We start from the raw sequence: 17956 nt of genomic DNA, 5'->3' as shown, positions 1-17956 counted from the left end.
GCCCGTCTATACTGGTCTTTATAAAATTAACATCGCATCGCCGTAGCTGAAGAATTTATACTTCTCCTTTATGGCGGTTTCATAAGCTTCCATCACCAGATCGTAACCACCGAATGCCGACGTCATCATGATCAGAATCGACTCCGGCAGGTGGAAGTTGGTCAGCAGCGAATTGGCAATTTTAAATTCGTAAGGCGGGAAGATAAACTTATCCGTCCAGCCTTCAACCGCTTTCAGGCGGCTATTGGCCGACACCGACGATTCAAGGGCTTTAAGCGAGGTAGTTCCAACAGCACAAACCCGCTTGGTTTCATCGAGCGCCTTATTGACAATCCGGGCTGCCGTATCTTCAATACGGTAATTCTCTGAATCGGTTTTGTGTTTGGTCAGATCCTCAACATCAACCGGCCGGAAGGTACCTAAACCAACGTGCAGCGTAACAGGAGCAAAATGTACACCCTTGATCTCCATGCGCTTCATCATGGCCTTGGTGAAGTGCGTACCGGCTGTCGGGGCAGCAACCGCACCGATATGCTCGGCAAAAACAGTCTGATACCGCTCACGGTCAGCATCTTCTGTTTTCCGTTTGATCTCACGGGGCAGTGGCGTTTCGCCCAGCTCGTCAACGGCTTTCATGAATTCTTCGTGTGAGCCGTCAAACAGGAACCGGATTGTACGACCGCGTGATGTAGTATTATCAATCACTTCGGCCACCAGATCGCTATCGCCGAAGTACAGCTTATTTCCTACCCTGATTTTACGGGCCGGATCAACCAGAACATCCCATAGTTTCATGTCGCGGTTCAGTTCACGCAACAGGAAGACTTCTATTTTTGCGCCGGTTTTTTCTTTATTACCGTACAGCCGTGCCGGAAATACCTTGGTGTTGTTAATGACCATTACATCCCCGTCATCAAAGTAACTGAGGATATCACCGAACATTTTGTGTTCGATTTTTTTCGTCTTGCGATGAACGACCATTAATCTGGATTCACCGCGTTCCGCAGGGTACTTGGCAATCAGACTTTCGGGCAAGTCAAATTTAAATTCAGATAGCTTCATAGAATTTTTACACCCAAAAAATCAACCGTATGGCAACCTCTCTTGCTGGTTGCCTATGCAGTTCGACGCATCGGCGCGGGGCCGCCCACGCGGTCCGACCCGATTTTGTGAAGATCGCAAATATACACAAAAACCCGTAAGACCGTTCGTCTTTCCGGGCTTTGCCAGTGAATAACTTGACTTTTACTTATTTACCGCTCTCCGGCATCGAATTTATGGGCTGTACAGCGCCTTCTGTATTGACATCGGCACGGTCAGAAATCGAAAATTTAGCCATCAGTTCCGATGACGCTTCGTTGGCATACGTTCCCTGCGCCATCACAAAAATCCCCTTCTTTCCGTTGCTGGTCGTAATGCCGAAAACGGTCATTTCGTCACCCGGATCAGACGTACCTTCAAACCGGTGAAATTCATCCACGTTAAATTCGTTGCTGCGCACCCGCATCTCTTCGCCGTTTGCCTTCAGGTGATTTCCTTCCGGCGCAAATTCATAGGTGTATCCGCGTTGACGGAGGCTCTCCATGGCCTCGGTCACAGTAGTGAAATGTTCCATAACGTTGTCTGTAGACGATTGATGCTTTATCAACCGACTACGCCTGAAATAGTTTTTCACCCCGCCAATAAACGAGGATACGAGCCGCCGGGTCATAGCCGACCTTCCTGGAAGTTTTGAACTTCCAGGAAGGTCGGCTATGAATAACAACGTTTACTTCTTTCTCTTAATTCGACTGCTCAACCGGAGCGGCATTGGCGCCGATATTGCCGCCTGCCACTACCGTCGTCCCCGCCAGCACCTTTACATTGGCGTTATAGGTAGTCAGTTTGTCGTAAAAACCGGCTTCGCTGATAGTGAAGTACTTGTTCGTAGCAAAAGCGCCCGTTGCCCCGCTCACCGTATCCAGCGGTTTGAGAACGGTAGCCAGGTTACCCGCCAGCGTCCCCTGAAAAACAGAAGCGGTGTAGGTAGCTGAACTTGCCGTGTTGTATAAACCAATCTGTACCAGGGTCACGGCTGTGCTGTATTTGTAGAACACCACACGGCCATAGATATTTTTGCTGTCGGCCGACGCCAGTGTATACGCCTTGTAGGTTGATACTGTACCGCCCCCCGGCGCCACGCTCATATTGGGATCATAATTCGTTTGCTCACAAGCCGTCAGGAAAAACGCGGCCAGCATCATCAGCACCAGACCCGGCAAAAAAAGACGCTTCTTTATGATGTATGAATAATTCATGTTGCTCCGGAACGTAAGATTAAAGATTGAATGAAAGACGGCCATAATAGTAAGCACCGTTTGACCCCTGCTGATTGTTCGAGTAGAGGTAGAAGCCACGGTTTTCCGAACGCAGCAGCTCAGGGTATTTATCGAAAATGTTGCTGCCACCCACGGACAGTTTCAGCGAACGCGACACGTTATAGCCAACGCTCAGGTCAAATACGGTCTGCGCTTTAAATGTCTGATCGTAATAACTTCCTTTTTCATCCGCCGATACCGAGCGCTCGGTTACCGACCCGAAGTAGGTGCCCCGCAGCATGACATCAAACTTGCTGAAGCGGTACATAACCGACCCGATCAGCTTCTGACGCGGTGTTCCGGTCTCGAACTGACCGATCACATCGCGGCTCAGGTATTTTTCAACCACCTGGTCCGGCGTCAGGTTTGCCACGTTCAGGTTCAGTGTTTTGCGCGTCAGGATGGTGTTTTTACTGAGGATCGCGGCCAGGCTGAACGTCAGACTCCGCTTGCCGGACATGGCGTGAGTATAGTTGCCCACTACTTCAAGTCCCCGCGAACGTACATTGGCGCCGTTGACAAAGAACTGAGCCTCGCCACCGCCGATTACTTCGTTGTAGTTGTTGCCGACTTCCGAGGCGTTGAAGTAGCTGGTCCGGAAAATCCGGTTCCGCACATCAATCTGGTACGCATCTACCGTCACCTCAAAGCCGTGCATTGGCTGATAGGTCATCCCCAGCCCGTACGTACGCGAGTTTTCCTGCTGCAAATTCTTAATACCCAGTACCCGGGCGGCGGTACTGTTGGTCGGATAGGTCGTTACGTCCAGCGGCTGTGGTACCCCGTTCGCATCCGGCACAAATGCCGTTGCCGTATGGGTATAGTTCATTTCCTGAAGCGACGGCGCCCGGAAACCGGAGGCAATAGAGCCACGAAGCGTTAGGTTGCTGGCCAGTGAGTAACGGGCAGCCAGCTTCCCGATTGATACGGCGCCGAAATCCGAATAGTTTTCCAGACGCACGGCACCGGTAACGAGCAGCTTTTTGGTCATTTCCAGTTCAGCGTCCAGATAGGCGCCCATGGTGGTCCGGTATTCGTTCCGTTCGTTTTTGGGCCCGAAACCGGCAAAGCACTGGCAGTTTGACGACAGTGACTTCACAACCACCTGCTGACCGGCATAGACCGATACCGGATTACCGCTTGGGTCAAGAATAGGTACACTGGCCGCATTCTGCAAGGGTTTTCCATCCGGCCCGACCAGCAGCCCGGCTTTTGTTACCGTCAGCGTACCGGCATCGCCATAGGTATAGCTTTCGTCCTGCCCCTTCATAATCTTGTAGTTTTCCATCCGCATTTCGGCACCGAACGCGACGTTCAGCCCCTTCATGATGCCTTTGAAATAACGCGAGAAATCGAGGTTGGTCGAGTTCTGGGTAAACTGGTGTGTGCCCAGATACATGTTTACCGGCGAATTGGATCCATAAGACGCGTTCATGGTATTTACCATACCGATGCGCATCGCGTTCCGGCCAAACGTATTGCTGAAATCGACACTGAACTCGCCGATTTTGCTGCGTATACCGACCGTGTTGGACACATCCGACGTATTGGATGTCATTTGCGGCCGGAAACCGTTTGGATAGAGCAGATAGTTGAAGCGGTCAGTCTGCGACGGACGGCGGTAGTAACACGAGAAGCCTTTCAGGTATTTGTATGACGCGCCGCCGAAGGCATACAGCGTGGTATTCGGATTGATTTCGTAACCGGCATTATAGAACGTGCTACCCATGGTAATGGCCGGCATACCGGCATACACGGCAAAATCAGCCGGTGTCAGCCCCCGCGCACTCAACAAACCGGCTTCGGTTTTCAGGGAAGTTGCCAGCGTAGTATTCCCGGCCGCCAGAGCATTGATGAGTTCAGGATTGGTAATCACCGGCTTCCCGGATTTATCGGTACGCATGTTGTTCAGATACGTCGCATCGTAGATCTGCCAGTCATTGACAAACGGCCGAAGCGTCGGACGGCGTTGTGTGACCTGACCCGACAGGTTCAAATAGCCTTTATCACCGATTTTGAAGCCGTAGTTAGCATCAAACTGATAGTTAAAGCCGTCCGGCTTGCCGGATTTAGTCAGCCCGCCGGCATTGCCGCCGGAGTTGAGATAGCCCCCGCCGGTCAGGTTACCGGTCAGTTGGTTGGTGCCCTTCTTGAGGATAATGTTAACCACACCGGCCACCGCATCCGAACCATACTGGGCTGCCGCACCATCGCGCAGGATTTCAACCCGGTCGATGGCCGCCGCCGGAATGGTCATCAGGTCGACCGACGACGAAGGGCTCCCCACGGCGGTGCCCGTAATCAACAAAGCCGATGTATGCCGGCGTTTGCCGTTGACCAGCACCAGAATCTGGTTGGGAGCCATGTTCCGCAGCTGCACCGGGTCAACATGCGAGTCGAGATCCCCTCCTTGCGACCGGACCGCATTGAAACTTGGCGCTACATAAGCCAGCATCTGGGCAAGGTCCATCTGCGGCAGGGTCCCCATCATTTCCTTAATTGAAATCACATCGACCGGCACCGGTGTTTCCAGCGTTGTCCGGCCCACATTACGGGTACCTGTCACCACCAGCTCGCTCAGCTGACTTACATCATCATCCAGCGAGACATTGATTGCCGTGTTGGCACCTACCTTTATTTCTTTTGATTTAAAACCGATGAAGCTGATAACCAGTATATCTTCCGGACTGGCATCCAGGGCAAACTCACCGAGGTTATTGGTAATAGCCCCTTTCCGCGAATTTCCTTTTACCAGGATATTTACCCCCTGGATAGGCTCTGCATTGATACTGGTTACCACTTTACCGGTAACACGCTTTGTCTGTGCCAGAACCGTTGAGGGAGCCAGCAGGCTTAACGCACAAAACGCAGCAACCATGGCAAGCACATGGAGTAGAGGTTGTAATCGTTTTATCATACTAGTAGAAAACAGGTTATATGTACTGGTTAAACAGATGGTTTTAAAGGCAATAGCAATCCTGTTCAGCGTACAGCGGCGTACCTGACCGAAACAGAAACCGGTAAAACAGAAAGGATTAAAGCGGAGGCTTCGCCTTAAACAGGCGTCTGGCAGCGTGGTAGGTCATCGTATAGCGTTTGTTTATGAATGTTATTAATGAACAGGCAATAGCTTTCCTGAGAGCCGTACTGACGGCTTCCGGTAAAACAATAAAGGTTCAAGAGATCAGGTCAGACGCTCAGCTATACTCCACGTATAACCGCTTGTCTGAACGATGTTTTACGGGTGCTTCCTGAAGATCATTTGCGGCTGTGACCGGAAGCATTATTTTGTTGCACCTTCTCAAATATACCAACTATAGTATCGCTGTCAACACAAAAACCAAAATATTATGCCGTCTTATACACATAAATTAAAATAAAATTAAAGCATTTAAATTATATATAGGTTAAATCATATTTCTTTTGTTTTACTATTATTTATGGTTGTCAACTTTAAGTACACCAAAGCACACAATAAGTTGTTTTATAGCACCTTAGCATAAAAACAAAAAGGGGGATGCACGAATCATGCATCCCCCTTTCGCTATACCTTTACGGTCAGGACAGGCGCTTTTCTTTCCAGCGGCTGCGCGGCTGCGTGGTGGTAGCGGTGGCCTCTTGTGCCGGCTTCTGCGTATCGAGCAGGAAAGCGCCTAACACGGCGGCCAGCTCTTCTTCATCCTGATCAACTACAGGCTTCAGTACATCAGGCGAGAAATACAGGCTGACAAAGCGGGTGTCAAAGTTTGCCGAACGGAACGCATCATGCTCCATCACAAACCGGCAGAAAGGCAGCGTAGTCTGCAAACCGGTAATCTGGTATTCGTCAATGGCCCGGATCATTTTCTGAATCGCCTCTTCGCGGTCGGCCCCGTAGGTAATCAGCTTGGCGATCATCGGGTCGTAATAGATCGGAATTTCCATACCTTGTTCAAAGCCGTCGTCCACCCGAACGCCGTTTCCTTGCGGACGTACATAGGTTTCGAGCGTGCCAACGTCGGGCAGGAAGTTATTGGCCGGATCTTCGGCATATACCCGCACCTCCACGGCATGGCCTTTAATCTGCAGGTCGTCCTGCTGAATGGTCAGTGGTTTGCCCTCGGCAATGTAAATCATTTGCTTCACGAGGTCGATGCCGGTAATCTGTTCCGTTACCGGATGCTCTACCTGCAAGCGGGTATTCATTTCGAGGAAGTAGAAATTGAGCTGATCGTCGACGATAAATTCAACGGTACCGGCGCCGTAGTAACCACATGCTCTTGCTACATCAACGGCACAACGGCCCATCTCAGCGCGGATTTCGGGCGTCAGAATGGCCGATGGAGCCTCTTCGACCACTTTCTGGTGACGGCGCTGCACGGAACATTCCCGTTCGAATAAATGAATGATATTGCCATGCTGATCGCCCAGTATCTGAATTTCAATGTGCCGCGGTGAGGTTACGTATTTTTCGATAAACACCGACCCGTCGCCGAATGCCGACAAGGCCTCGCTCACCGCCCGGTCCATCTGCTCGTCGAACTCGGCTTCATTTTCGACCACCCGCATGCCTTTCCCGCCACCACCGGCACTGGCTTTAATCAGGACCGGATAGCCGATTTTAGCTGAAATGACTTTTGCTTCTTCGCGGTCAGCAATGGCCGAGGGCGTACCCGGCACCATCGGAATATTGTACGTAGCTACGGCGGCTTTTGCGGCCAGCTTACTACCCATGACCTCAATGCTCTCCGGCGACGGTCCGACGAAAATAAGGCCGGCATCCTTCACCATCTGCGAGAAGCGGGCATTTTCCGACAAGAAACCGTATCCGGGATGAATCGCATCGACACCCAGTCGTTTGCATACATCGATGATGACATCGCCTTTCAGATATGACTCCGCCGAGGCCGCCGGTCCAACACAGACTGCCTCATCGGCATAGCGTACATGCAATGCATTCCGATCTGCTTCCGAGTAAATTGCCACTGTTTTGATACCCATCTCCCGACAGGTCCGCATCACCCGCAGGGCAATTTCGCCACGGTTGGCAACGAGTAGTTTTTTTATTGTAGTCATCTGGCCGTTAAGAGTCTTGTATAAGCGCAAATGTAAAAAGAGCAGAAGAGTTACCGTACGAAAGCGCGGAAAAATCCGGTAATTTATTATAGACGGGAATTTTATCCGTTCCGGGATCCTGATGGTTCTGCGTTGTTTCTGAGTTGCTGAATTGTTTCTGTGTTTCGGTTCAGCAACCATCGGAACCATTATTTTGGCCGGTCCCGCCGGGTAACCAAAACGTCATTTATGTTGGCTGTTGTTAACATTTAGCGTATTTTTGCATTTATTTCTATATCTGACACCGTATTCACCTAATAATTAAGCGTCTAACCCGCTAAACAGCTATAAAAAGTGGATTTATTTGAGAAACTGCGCACGAATCTGGGCCCGATCGGGTCATCGTCGAAACAACTAAAAGGCCACCATTATTTTGCTTTCCCTAAATTGGAAGGCGAGCTGGGACCACACATGACATTTCAGGGTCGTAAGATGCTGAACTGGAGTCTGAATAACTATCTCGGGCTGGCCAATCATCCCGAAGTCCGCCAGGCCGATGCAGAGGCTTCCGCCCGGTGGGGACTGGCCTATCCGATGGGTGCCCGCATGATGTCCGGTAACTCGGATCTGCACGAAGAACTGGAGCAGCAACTGGCTCAGTTTGTGGGAAAAGAAGACGCCTTTCTGCTCAACTACGGTTACCAGGGCGTGATGTCGGCCATTGAAGCGGTTGTTGATCACCGCGACGTGATCGTCTACGACGCCGAGTGTCATGCCTGTCTGATCGACGGAATCCGTCTGCATAAGGCGAAAATGGGCGAATACTATAAATTCAACCATAACGACATGGAAAGCCTGGAGAAAAATCTCCAGCGTGCTACCCGCAAAGCCGCCGAAAAAGGTGGCGCCATCCTGGTGATTACCGAGGGGGTGTTTGGTATGTCGGGGAAAGTAGGTAGCCTGGACAAAATTGTTGCTCTGAAAGAAAAATACAACTTCCGCCTGCTCGTTGATGATGCGCACGGCTTCGGAACAATGGGTGAGACCGGGGCGGGTGTCGGCGAAATGCTGAACTGCCAGGACGGAATTGACCTGTATTTCTCTACGTTTGCGAAGTCGATGGCGGCGATCGGTGCCTTTATCGCTGCCGATCATGATATCATCATGTACCTCAAGTATAACATGCGCTCGCAGACCTATGCAAAGGCCCTGCCAATGCCGTATGTAGCCGGTGCGATGAAACGCCTTGAACTGATCAAAACACAACCGGAGCTGCGCGCCAAATTGTGGGAAAACGTCAATGCCCTGCAAACGGGTCTGCGCTCACGCGGCTTCCATATCGGCGATACTACGTCACCGGTTACGCCGGTGTTGCTGCAGAATGAAGGCGGTATTCCGGAAGCAACGGCGCTTGTACGCGACCTGCGCGAAAATATGGGTATTTTCTGTTCAATCGTTGTTTATCCGGTTGTACCGAAAGATGTGATCATGCTGCGGATTATTCCAACGGCCTCGCATACCCTCGAAGATGTAGAATATACCCTCAACTGTTTCAGCGAAATTGCGGAGCGGCTCAAAAACGGGATTTACCGCCAGAAAGTGGCTATTGAGGTTGAAGAATAGGCGAAACTGCCCTAAAAATAGCCATTGAATAAGAAGCACTTATAAAAGTTGTACTTTTTGGATATTTTTTTGGGTAAACTATTGCGCTGTGTTTAAGAATGCTTAAATTTCGCCCAAAACCGCGTTTTTAGCGGATTTAAGCAGTTTTTTCACACAAAAAAACCTCATCCGTTCTGTTATGGCACGATTTGATGAAGTAAAAAACCTGATTATGTCTTTAGAAGCTGACTTCGAAAAGTTCTATGATAAGAACAATCAGGCAGCTGGTACCCGTGTTCGTAAGGGAATGCAGGACCTTAAAAACCTGGCACAGGAAATCCGTGCCGAAATTCAGGAGAAAAAAAATGATGGTACTGCCAGCTAATTATAGCGATAGTAACTTCATCAACGAGAAAGCCCGTCCTACATACGTGTAAGACGGGCTTTTCCGGTTTTTATCAGGTATCAGATCTTCTCTTTGTGCATCAGTGTGGCAACCCCTTTGGTGGTTACCTTGCCCGTCTGTACATCGCGGACTTCACCCAGAATCTCGGCAATATGCTTGTCGGGGTTGATAGACTGAACCGTAAATGTCACTTCATAATCGGTGTCGACAAACATCGGGCGCAGAAACTGGAACGTCTGTCCGATGTAGACCGACCCGTAGCCGGGAAACTCCGTACCGAGTACTTTCGTAAATACGCTTGCGCCCAGCATACCGTGAATAATCGGGCGCTTAAACGGTGTTTGCGCAGCAAACGCAGGATCTAAATGCAAGGGATTATTATCGCCGGTAACACGGGCAAAATCGTCGACGTCAGCCTGCGTAAAGCGGAACGCATAGCGGTGAACAGCGTTTAAACCAAATTCGGGTGTCATGCTGAAAAACAGAAATTGTTCAATAAAGCGTGAAAGTACACCATCTCCACCATTTTTTTACATCATAGCCGGATTAACTGACCACAAGCTATTTTCCTTTCCCGGATGCCAAAAAGGACTGTAGATTTGCAATCCGTTTCCGTTTTACTGAGATTCTCAGCTCTATGCTCAAAGATATATTTTCATTAGGTTCTGACGCACACAACCGGGTTTTCGGATTAGACTTGCTTCGGGCCATTGCGATCACTATCGTAGTCGATGCCCACTCAGCGATTGCCCTCGGGCGCTTTCATACCAGCAATCTTGTTCATCAGTTTCTGCCCGATGGGGTTGAACTGTTCTTTGTACTCAGCGGCTTTCTGATTGGCGGTATCCTGATCCGGATCTACGAAAAACAACAGACCATGAGCGTCCCGCTGATTCTTAACTTCTGGACACGGCGCTGGTTCCGGACCCTGCCCGCCTACTATTTTGTACTCATCGGACTGATTCTGATTAATCTGTTCAGGGCATGGCGTAGTGGCCTTCATCATACTTTGCCCGGTAAATGGACGCTGGCGAAATACTTTGTTTTTCTACAGAACTTTTCCAGTTACGTACCTGATTTTTTCCCCGAAACGTGGAGTCTGGCCATCGAAGAATGGTCGTACCTGATCTTACCAACCCTCCTGCTGGTATGGCATCTGGTAGCGCCAAAATCGTGGCCACGCCGGTATGTGGTGCTGGCCGTGATTCTGACCGTAATTCTGGGAACCAATGCGTTACGTCTTATCCAGGCGATCCGTATTCCGATCAGTGAAGGAGAGTTAGGATACCGGGGAATTGTACTGACGCGGCTTGATGCAATTTCGTATGGCGTACTGGCGGCCTATATCAAGCAATATCATCTGCCGCTCTGGCAAAGCCCGCTGGCCCGTAAAACCGGTTTTTGGCTGGGTCTTACGATAACGATTTTTCTGGCATTCACCGCCTCCATTTTCATTTTAAAGTATTATGTGAGCACTGGTGTTTATCCTGCCTATGTGTTCTATAAGCGTTCATTTTATTTCACGGCCATTGGGCTGAGCACCATGCTGCTGCTACCACGCATGGACAACTGGCGCACGAGCCACGGCTGGCTTGCGGGTGCAGTCACGCACATCAGCCTGATTTCATACTCGATGTACCTGCTCAACCTGTCGCCGCTTATGGCCCAGGTCATCGAACGAATACCCACCACATCTCTTGCCGTCGGATATGGAAAAATCGGCTTATTCTGGGCCTTGACCATCCTGCTGTCTACCCTGCTTTACCGTTTCTACGAAAAGCCCATGACCAATCTCCGCGACCGCCTGACCCCAAAAGAACCGAAACAAGTCTAAAGAGCGAAAGAATGAAAGAGCGATAGAGTGATTTCAGGCCGCTCTTTCACCCTATCGCTCTTTCCCTCTTTAACTTGAATGGTCGCTCACAATCAGCCATTCGCCTTTGATTTTGCGCCAAAGCAGCGTGAAGTGCCCGCCTGCATCACCCACTTCGGGCCGGGTCAGGTGCCATCGGCCAATGACATAGGCTGCGTCGGGCGCCAAGAATTCAAGCTTCAGGATCGAGAACTTCAGCGTACCCATCGACGCCCGGTTCGGGTACCGTTTTTTGTAGTTCTCCAGCGTTGCCTGATACCCTTTCGTAACGCCTACCTTGCCGATAAACGTCAGCGAATCAGAGGGCCAGTACCCTTTCATGAATGACTCGACCCGGCCGGCGTTCCAGTCGCCCTCCTGACGGCTCAGGATACCCAGAATTGCTTTCCGGTCGGCAGCCGATTGGGCCATCACCTGGCCGCAGCCCCCCAGGAAAGCCAGCGTCAGGCATAAAAATGCTTTTTTAATCATGATTGACAGCGCAGTTAGGTTCGCTCGTCAAGATACACATTTTGCCGCTTACCGGAGCGTATCTACGCGCGTAGCACCGCCACGGCGTAACGAATCCGGCCGCAACGGGCGTGGTTTCGTCATCGGCGTATCTTTCAGTGCCTGCTGTTTGCGCAAGGCTTCGCGCTGGCTTTGTTTTTTAGTCTGGTTCATACCCCGCTTTTGGGTTGTTGAGGTAGACTCCTGCATAACCGGCGACTGGTTTTGGGCGGCTACCGGCCATGCCAGGCCGATGCTCAACAGAAGTAGACAAATGGTGCTGGTTTTCATGTCGTTTAGAAATAAAAAGGAGTTTACCGGTTGCCGTTCCGGCTAATGCCGAAAACATGCTGACGGTAAACTCCGCGTTCACATTTAGCTGTCTGACAATGGTCTACCGCAGCGAATCCCGGCGCATCTGATTCTGGCGCGAGCGGCGGTCCTGACGGTTCATTTCCCGGCGTGTTGGCCGCGTTGAATCCATCTGATTGGTCGTACGATCCGTCGAACGGTTCAGGTTACGGTCACGCGTTCTGCCTTGCTGCATCGTGCGGTCCTGCTGGGTCGGATAGGTTGTGTTTCCTGTCGTACCCGTTTGCGATGTCCCCTGCGTGTTGTAATTACCTGTGTTGCTATTCTGCGGGTTGGTCTGGATGGTACCGTTCTGCGGGTTGGTCTGCATCGTACCCACCGGCGGGTTTACAGTTGGTACCTGTGCCCCGGTTTGTGTGTTGCTCCCTGTGTTATTGTTATATGTCCCCGTCGTTGTCGACGTTCCTTGCTGTGTCGGGTTGGTTGTTCCTTGCTGCGTCGGATTGGTCGTTCCTTGCTGTGTCGGGTTGGTCGTTCCTTGCTGCGTCGGATTGGTTGTTTGCGCCTGTGCGCTGAGGGTCAGGCCGGCTACCAGCATGGCTCCTACTACTACTAGCTTTTTCATATTAGCTGGTTTGTCTATAGTTTTACTTGTTTATTAGACTAACAGCCAGAAAATGCGGAAGTTTGTGATAATGAGGGAACGGTCCGGCGCTCAGTAGCGTAAACTCACGTTCAGTCCGTACATATAGGGGCGGATCAGAAACAGACTCTTGTGATCCGAAACTGCGTTCCAGCCGTATTGTACGGTTGGTTCCACCCGTAGCCATAATGAGTTGGTCAATGGCCGCTCAACGCCGAATGAGCCCTGATAAAACCCCGAAAACCGGCGGATCGGGCCAATATAACCGCCTACCGACGCTCCCGTTGTGGCATAATACGTCCAGTGTTTACCAGCCCCCAGGTGCCAGACGGCATCGGCGCTGATACCGGCATACTGCCAGTTAGTAGTCTGCGTTTTAACTATATCGCGGCTTACCGGCGTCAGTTGCAGGGTCCGGTCATCAATCAGACTGACTGTAACCGAATCGGGTTTAGCGGCTCCGACACTGTACTGCACCGTTTGCCGGAATTGTCCGTAATTAAGCCCAAGCCGCAGACTCACCCGGTTGGTCAGACGCCATTCGCCGCCGGCCTGCATCCGCCAGCCCACCCGGTCGCCCGATAAACCGTTGTCCGTTTTGATCTGACGGATATATACATCATCGGTGGTATTCGGGCTGATCTGCCGGAATGTATACCAAGGCATGAACGACACAAACCAGACCGGTCGCTGACGCGGTTTTGATTGAGCAGGCTCTGCTGAAACGGAAGCCTGAAGGCGGGGCAACTGTACCATCCGCTTGCTTATCTGAAACCCTTTTCCAGACAGCATCGTCACGGCTACTGCCGGATTACGCCAGGCTATCGCTTCTATCGGTGAGCGCGCGTTGTCTGGTAAGAAGGGCCTTTGATCGGTAAAGTCCGCCGCTGCTGTCACCGGCAACGTGTTGTTACGGTCTGGACCACTATGCCGTTTACCAGCGCGGTATTTTCTGGTAACCAGCTGATGATCAAGAATATTCTCTTTCCTGCCCGCTGTAGCCGTAACGGGTGATCCCGCTACGGCACTTGATCCTGGCAAAGACGTCCGGGGATTGGTAGCCGGTTTGTAGCCGGCAACCGCTGACCGTTTGCCATTCCTGACCGTATGCTCTGCCTCCGGCGAATCAGCGTCAGTCTCTACAGTACTCAAGGCTGCGCTCTCAGGTGCTTTATCCGTAATTGACTGCCGTCCCTCCTTTTCCGTAGCATTCCTGTTTTGCCTTGCCGAAGCAGTCAGTGTCCGGCCCTTCTTTTTTCCGGCAACGACAACCGTTTCTGCGTATTCGCCGTTACCGGGCCTGATTTGCGTTACGACCGGTGCATCCTGTTTATCCAGAGCCAGGTATCCGGTTACGCTCAGTAATAAGCCGATAAGCGCCATGGTACCATATTTCCACCAACGCCGGCCGGTTGGCGGCGGGGGTACAGGAGCATTTGCCTGCATCAGAATACGGGCCAATGCATCTGCCGGTGGTTCAGCGTTAAAATGCTCAAACCGTTTCCGGAACTCGTCTTCCCACGGATCGGTTTGGTCAGGAGTTCTCATATTTTACAATGCCGCGTAATTTCAGTTTCTTCTGCAATACCAGTTTGGCCCTCGCCAGCTGCGATTTCGATGTTCCTTCTGAGATACTCAGCATCTCCCCGATTTCGGGATGCGTATATCCATCAATCACATAGAGGTTAAATACCAGCCGGTAGCCGTCGGGAAGCTCTTCAATCAATAACAGCAATTCGTCGGTTGAAATACGGGCCAGTATATCCATATGCTCCTGAGACCCATAATCCCAGGCAGCTTCGTAATCTGTTTCGCTACCCTGTTTCTGATTTTTGTGGTACAGATTAATGGCGGTATTGACCATCACCCGTTTCATCCAGTGTAAAAATTTATCGGCCTGTTCGAGCGTGTGGAGTTGCTGAAAGATGCGGGTAAAGCCTTCCTGAAACATATCTTCGGCTTCAGGGAGGTTACGTGCATACCGCCGGCAAAGACCCATCAACCGTGCCCTATACCGCTCATATAAAGCGGTTTGAGCACGTGGATCTTTTTGCTGACACCCGCGTAACAACTCCTGTTCTGTCATAATCACAAAGGACGCAGAAATCGTGAAACTTTCACGTACCGCCCCCTCAATCGTACTTACTTTACAATTATTTTCATTTCTGCCGACGCCTTATTATCGTTTACATCGGTCAGCTCATACACAAAACTAAAGGTCCCGGTTTTGGGCGTTGTGTCCATCCGGTACAGCAAACTACCGTCCCGCTGTACCTCCAGTTTCAGATTTGAGGGATTCTCCTTTATGGTAATTGATTTAAGCAAGTTACAGACCGTGTCATTGGCCAGAATGGATAAATAGATACCGTTCGTACGTATTTCTTCCGACAGATTTGCAAGCGTAATTGTCCGTGAATCACTGGCGGCCGTCATTGTACAGTTTACCATCGGGGGCCGGCTCTGAATAACAACCACTGCATCCAGGCACGCACCGTCACAGCGGCGATAGGTCAGTTCATCGGATCCGGCAGCGACACGGGCTTTATAAACAATGACATTATTTTTGTTAATATAGGCCGAACCAAAAACAGGAGGCAGTGCCAAACTGATGGGAATGGCTTTATTACTCCGGCACAATATATCGTTTGCCAAGACCGGAATCCGGATGGAATCGCCTGCAAAAACAGGCTTAAAAACCACTACGTTGTCTTCAAGCGATATGGAGCAGGCTTGAGCAGGATCGATAACTGTTACCGTGACCGCCGCAACTGAGCAGTTTTTTTCCGGTGTACCCGTGTTACACACTTTGTAGATAAACGAGTCTCGGCCTTTATAACCTGCCTTGGGGGTATACAATACGGTACCATTGCTACCTGGCTGAACTGTACCGTTTTCAGGCAGCGATTCAATAGTCAGTGAAGCGGCATCTACCGTCCCCTGGCAAAATACATCATTCTGGAGTACCGACAATGAGACAGCCGTGCCCATCACCGTCTCTGCTTTATCAGACACGGCGCCAAGCTGACAAGGCAACGGATCGTCGGCAGTCGCCATTGTTATCAGCAAAGGCAGCGAGGAGATAACGCCGGCACCCGTCTGCTGATCAGCCGTCAGGACCACTTCATCGTCACCGGCAACAAATTCAGATTTTGGGGTGTAGACCAGCAGCCCCTGAGCCGTAAAGCGGGCATCGCCCCAATCCGGCTGTTTCTGTATCCGGAAGGTAGTGGTTGTGGTGAGGCCGGGGATTTTTTTTAGATCAATAGCCAACTGCTGATCAACCAGGGCTACAAACTGATTATCTTCTGAGATGGGGTCAGCAGCCGGCATCAGGTCAATGCTCACCCGGTCACAGGAAGCCAACCCAATTAACCCCACATTAAGCCAGTATACATAGTTGGTTAGCCGCTTCATCCGTACATTATCATCCTGGTCTATAGCTGTAGAGACAACAGACCGGCAAAAAGGGTTGCACGAGAACAAACAATTTGCCGTCATTCATCCTCCTGCCCGCCTTCTTCGCCCAGCACGCTCCAGATCAGGTCCGATTCGTAACCACGGCTGAGGGCAAACCGAACTAGTTTCTGCTTAATGATGAGGGGGCTGTCGTCGCGCAGGCTCTGGCGTTTTTTATCCAGCAGAGTCCGCAACGTTTGCCGGTAATCAGCCGGTTCAATTTCCTTCATGGCCTGTTCCAGATTGTATCCGGTAATGCCACGCTGCTGAAGATGTTGCTTGATTTTACGCTTCCCCCAGTTTTTGACGCGGAACTTCCCGCCGGCAAATGTTTTAGCAAACCGCTCTTCGTTCAGGTAGTTCTGTTCAATCAGGTCAGCAATAACGGCTTCGGCATCATCCCCCCAAACGCCCCAATCGGCCAGCCGCTCGCGGACTTCCTGCTGGGTTCGTTCCTGATAGGCGCAAAACGAAGCGGCCTTGCGCAGTGCATCCTTGTGTTGGTCGGTCATTCGTGATTTACAAGACTCAGATCAGGTAACGGCTAAAATCTTTCAAATTATCTGTTGCCAGACGCAGGTTATGCCGTTTAGCCGTTGCAGCAATGAAAAGATCATTAAACTTATTCCCTAGCTCCTTGCCTTCTTTTCTTAACAACAACAAATCCTGAGCAGCTATTTCTGCAGCCTCTTTATCAAACGAAAGTCTTTGGATCTGGCTAAAAAAAGCCTGCCAAAATTGCCTTTCAGCAGACAAACCCTCTCCTTTTGTTAACTCGAAGACTGTTATTGCCAAAATAGCAAATTGATAACGACCTGCTAAGATAAACAACCTTGTCTATTTCTTGTCAAGCGCTCTACAGTGTTTAATGGGAATATCGGTATCTATAAGTATCGTTTCTACCGGTATATGGACCATTTGGGCATGTCCTTCGGTGACAGATATTGACATTCTAGTTATGTTTGCTTAGGCCGATTGCCTTGACCATAATTCAAACCCTTGTTGTTTTTCCTGATAAAGTTTATATTCTTCATCGGACATAACAGGCCAACTCAGTAAGTGCTGTTGCAGATCCGTCAAAAGCGCTCCCTGACTCTGATCTTTGTTTCTTTCACCCTGGTCTTCAGCTTCTACCGGTAATACGATGAGCTCAACTAACTCTGCAACAAAGCTAGCCGGCAACTCTACTGTAATTATATTTCCCTGGCGTTTAACAACTTTCCGAATTGCCTCCATAGATCGGCTTTTTCATGAATATAACACTTTTCTGATTAAGTCAGCGCCAGAATTTACAACAATCCGGTAATCAGCCGGGCGATTTGCTCCAGCCCGTGAACGTCATCCTGCGTAAAGTCATCCAGCTGATCACTGTCAACGTCCAGCACCATGGCAACGGCTCCTGACCGATCAAAAACAGGCACGACTACCTCTGATTTCGATGCCGAGCTACAGGCAATATGCCCCGGAAACTGTTCCACGTCGGGCACCAGAATCGTTTCCTGCCGTGTGTAGGCAGCGCCGCACACACCTTTATCGAACCGGATACGGGTGCAGGCAATCGGTCCCTGAAAGGGCCCCAGTACCAGCTGGTTTTCTTTTTTTACATAAAACCCAACCCAGAAAAAGCCGAATGCTTCTTTCAGTGCGGCGGCAATATTGGCGAGATTCGCCGTCAGGTCAGTTTCGCCACTGATGAGCGCGTCAATCTGCGGCACCAGGGATGCATATACTTCAGCCCGGCTGGTGGTTTGCGGTATGATGAGTGTTTCTGCCATTGTGTAAAA

19 protein-coding genes are annotated in these 17956 nt (G+C 50.6%); 3 read left to right on the top strand and 16 right to left on the bottom strand.

Translation table 11 applies throughout. The annotated features are described in order from the left end of the window. Window positions 1–18 precede the first annotated feature (18 nt). The 5 genes from queA to accC form a co-directional block, all read right to left on the bottom strand. Window positions 19–1062 carry a tRNA preQ1(34) S-adenosylmethionine ribosyltransferase-isomerase QueA gene (gene queA / locus BLX24_RS04390; RefSeq protein ID WP_071501887.1) on the bottom strand — a complete coding sequence of 348 codons (1044 nt, stop codon included), beginning with the start codon at window positions 1060–1062 and terminating at the stop codon, window positions 19–21. A 187-nt stretch (window positions 1063–1249) separates the two neighbouring features. Beyond that, a complete protein-coding gene (locus tag BLX24_RS04385; protein WP_071501886.1) occupies window positions 1250–1615 on the bottom strand; it encodes a hypothetical protein in 366 nt (121 codons plus the stop codon). Window positions 1616–1781: 166 nt separating this feature from the next. After that, a complete protein-coding gene (locus BLX24_RS04380; RefSeq protein WP_229201697.1) occupies window positions 1782–2297 on the bottom strand; it encodes a hypothetical protein in 516 nt (171 codons plus the stop codon). 19 nt (window positions 2298–2316) lie between these two features. Continuing rightward, the gene (locus tag BLX24_RS04375; RefSeq protein ID WP_071501885.1) at window positions 2317–5274 is read right to left on the bottom strand and encodes a TonB-dependent receptor; all 2958 of its coding nucleotides are present in this window, start codon (window positions 5272–5274) and stop codon (window positions 2317–2319) included. 641 nt (window positions 5275–5915) lie between these two features. Next, window positions 5916–7412, bottom strand: a complete 1497-nt coding sequence (accC, locus tag BLX24_RS04370; RefSeq protein ID WP_071501884.1) for an acetyl-CoA carboxylase biotin carboxylase subunit — start codon at window positions 7410–7412, stop codon at window positions 5916–5918. A 333-nt stretch (window positions 7413–7745) separates the two neighbouring features. Between accC and BLX24_RS04365 the strand changes: the two genes are divergently transcribed. Both BLX24_RS04365 and BLX24_RS04360 read left to right on the top strand, forming a co-directional pair. Further along, entirely contained in the window at window positions 7746–9014 is a 1269-nt protein-coding gene (locus tag BLX24_RS04365) for an aminotransferase class I/II-fold pyridoxal phosphate-dependent enzyme (RefSeq protein WP_071501883.1), read from the top strand. Window positions 9015–9192: 178 nt separating this feature from the next. Beyond that, window positions 9193–9378 carry a BF3379 family histone-like protein gene (locus BLX24_RS04360; RefSeq protein ID WP_071501882.1) on the top strand — a complete coding sequence of 62 codons (186 nt, stop codon included), beginning with the start codon at window positions 9193–9195 and terminating at the stop codon, window positions 9376–9378. Between the two features lie 80 nt (window positions 9379–9458). On the opposite strand, the gene BLX24_RS04355 is transcribed toward BLX24_RS04360, so the two are convergent. Further along, complete coding sequence (locus BLX24_RS04355) at window positions 9459–9872, bottom strand: MaoC family dehydratase (protein WP_071501881.1); 414 nt, start codon at window positions 9870–9872, stop codon at window positions 9459–9461. Between the two features lie 164 nt (window positions 9873–10036). Here BLX24_RS04355 and BLX24_RS04350 point away from each other — a divergent pair, with 164 nt between their 5' ends. Beyond that, entirely contained in the window at window positions 10037–11233 is a 1197-nt protein-coding gene (locus BLX24_RS04350) for an acyltransferase family protein (protein WP_071501880.1), read from the top strand. 69 nt (window positions 11234–11302) lie between these two features. On the opposite strand, the gene BLX24_RS04345 is transcribed toward BLX24_RS04350, so the two are convergent. From BLX24_RS04345 to msrC, 10 genes are all read right to left on the bottom strand, one after another. Next, window positions 11303–11683, bottom strand: a complete 381-nt coding sequence (locus BLX24_RS04345; protein WP_229201717.1) for a YybH family protein — start codon at window positions 11681–11683, stop codon at window positions 11303–11305. Between the two features lie 108 nt (window positions 11684–11791). Continuing rightward, window positions 11792–12052, bottom strand: coding sequence for a hypothetical protein (locus BLX24_RS04340; protein WP_071501879.1), 261 nt, complete (start codon window positions 12050–12052; stop codon window positions 11792–11794). A gap of 103 nt (window positions 12053–12155) precedes the next feature. After that, window positions 12156–12698 (bottom strand): hypothetical protein, encoded by a 543-nt coding sequence (locus BLX24_RS04335; RefSeq protein WP_143092572.1) that lies wholly within the window; start codon window positions 12696–12698, stop codon window positions 12156–12158. A 90-nt stretch (window positions 12699–12788) separates the two neighbouring features. Next, entirely contained in the window at window positions 12789–14264 is a 1476-nt protein-coding gene (locus BLX24_RS04330; RefSeq protein ID WP_071501877.1) for a BamA/TamA family outer membrane protein, read from the bottom strand. Continuing rightward, entirely contained in the window at window positions 14251–14802 is a 552-nt protein-coding gene (locus BLX24_RS04325; protein ID WP_071501876.1) for an RNA polymerase sigma factor, read from the bottom strand. The genes BLX24_RS04330 and BLX24_RS04325 overlap by 14 nt, the downstream gene beginning before the upstream one ends. A 56-nt stretch (window positions 14803–14858) precedes the next feature. After that, window positions 14859–16130: an Ig-like domain-containing protein gene (locus tag BLX24_RS04320; RefSeq protein ID WP_071501875.1), complete on the bottom strand. Its 1272-nt coding sequence runs from the start codon at window positions 16128–16130 to the stop codon at window positions 14859–14861. Window positions 16131–16210: 80 nt separating this feature from the next. Further along, complete coding sequence (locus tag BLX24_RS04315) at window positions 16211–16684, bottom strand: regulatory protein RecX (RefSeq protein WP_071501874.1); 474 nt, start codon at window positions 16682–16684, stop codon at window positions 16211–16213. A gap of 16 nt (window positions 16685–16700) precedes the next feature. Beyond that, entirely contained in the window at window positions 16701–17003 is a 303-nt protein-coding gene (locus BLX24_RS04310; RefSeq protein WP_071501873.1) for a type II toxin-antitoxin system VapC family toxin, read from the bottom strand. Window positions 17004–17138: 135 nt separating this feature from the next. Then, window positions 17139–17408, bottom strand: a complete 270-nt coding sequence (locus BLX24_RS04305) for a hypothetical protein (protein ID WP_071501872.1) — start codon at window positions 17406–17408, stop codon at window positions 17139–17141. Window positions 17409–17461: 53 nt separating this feature from the next. Next, the gene (msrC, locus tag BLX24_RS04300; RefSeq protein ID WP_071501871.1) at window positions 17462–17947 is read right to left on the bottom strand and encodes a free L-methionine (R)-S-oxide reductase MsrC; all 486 of its coding nucleotides are present in this window, start codon (window positions 17945–17947) and stop codon (window positions 17462–17464) included. Window positions 17948–17956: the final 9 nt, after the last annotated feature.

It is taken from the genome of Arsenicibacter rosenii, assembly GCF_001870735.1.
Lineage (GTDB): Bacteria > Bacteroidota > Bacteroidia > Cytophagales > Spirosomataceae > Arsenicibacter > Arsenicibacter rosenii.
This window is presented reverse-complemented; position numbering and strand designations above follow the sequence as displayed.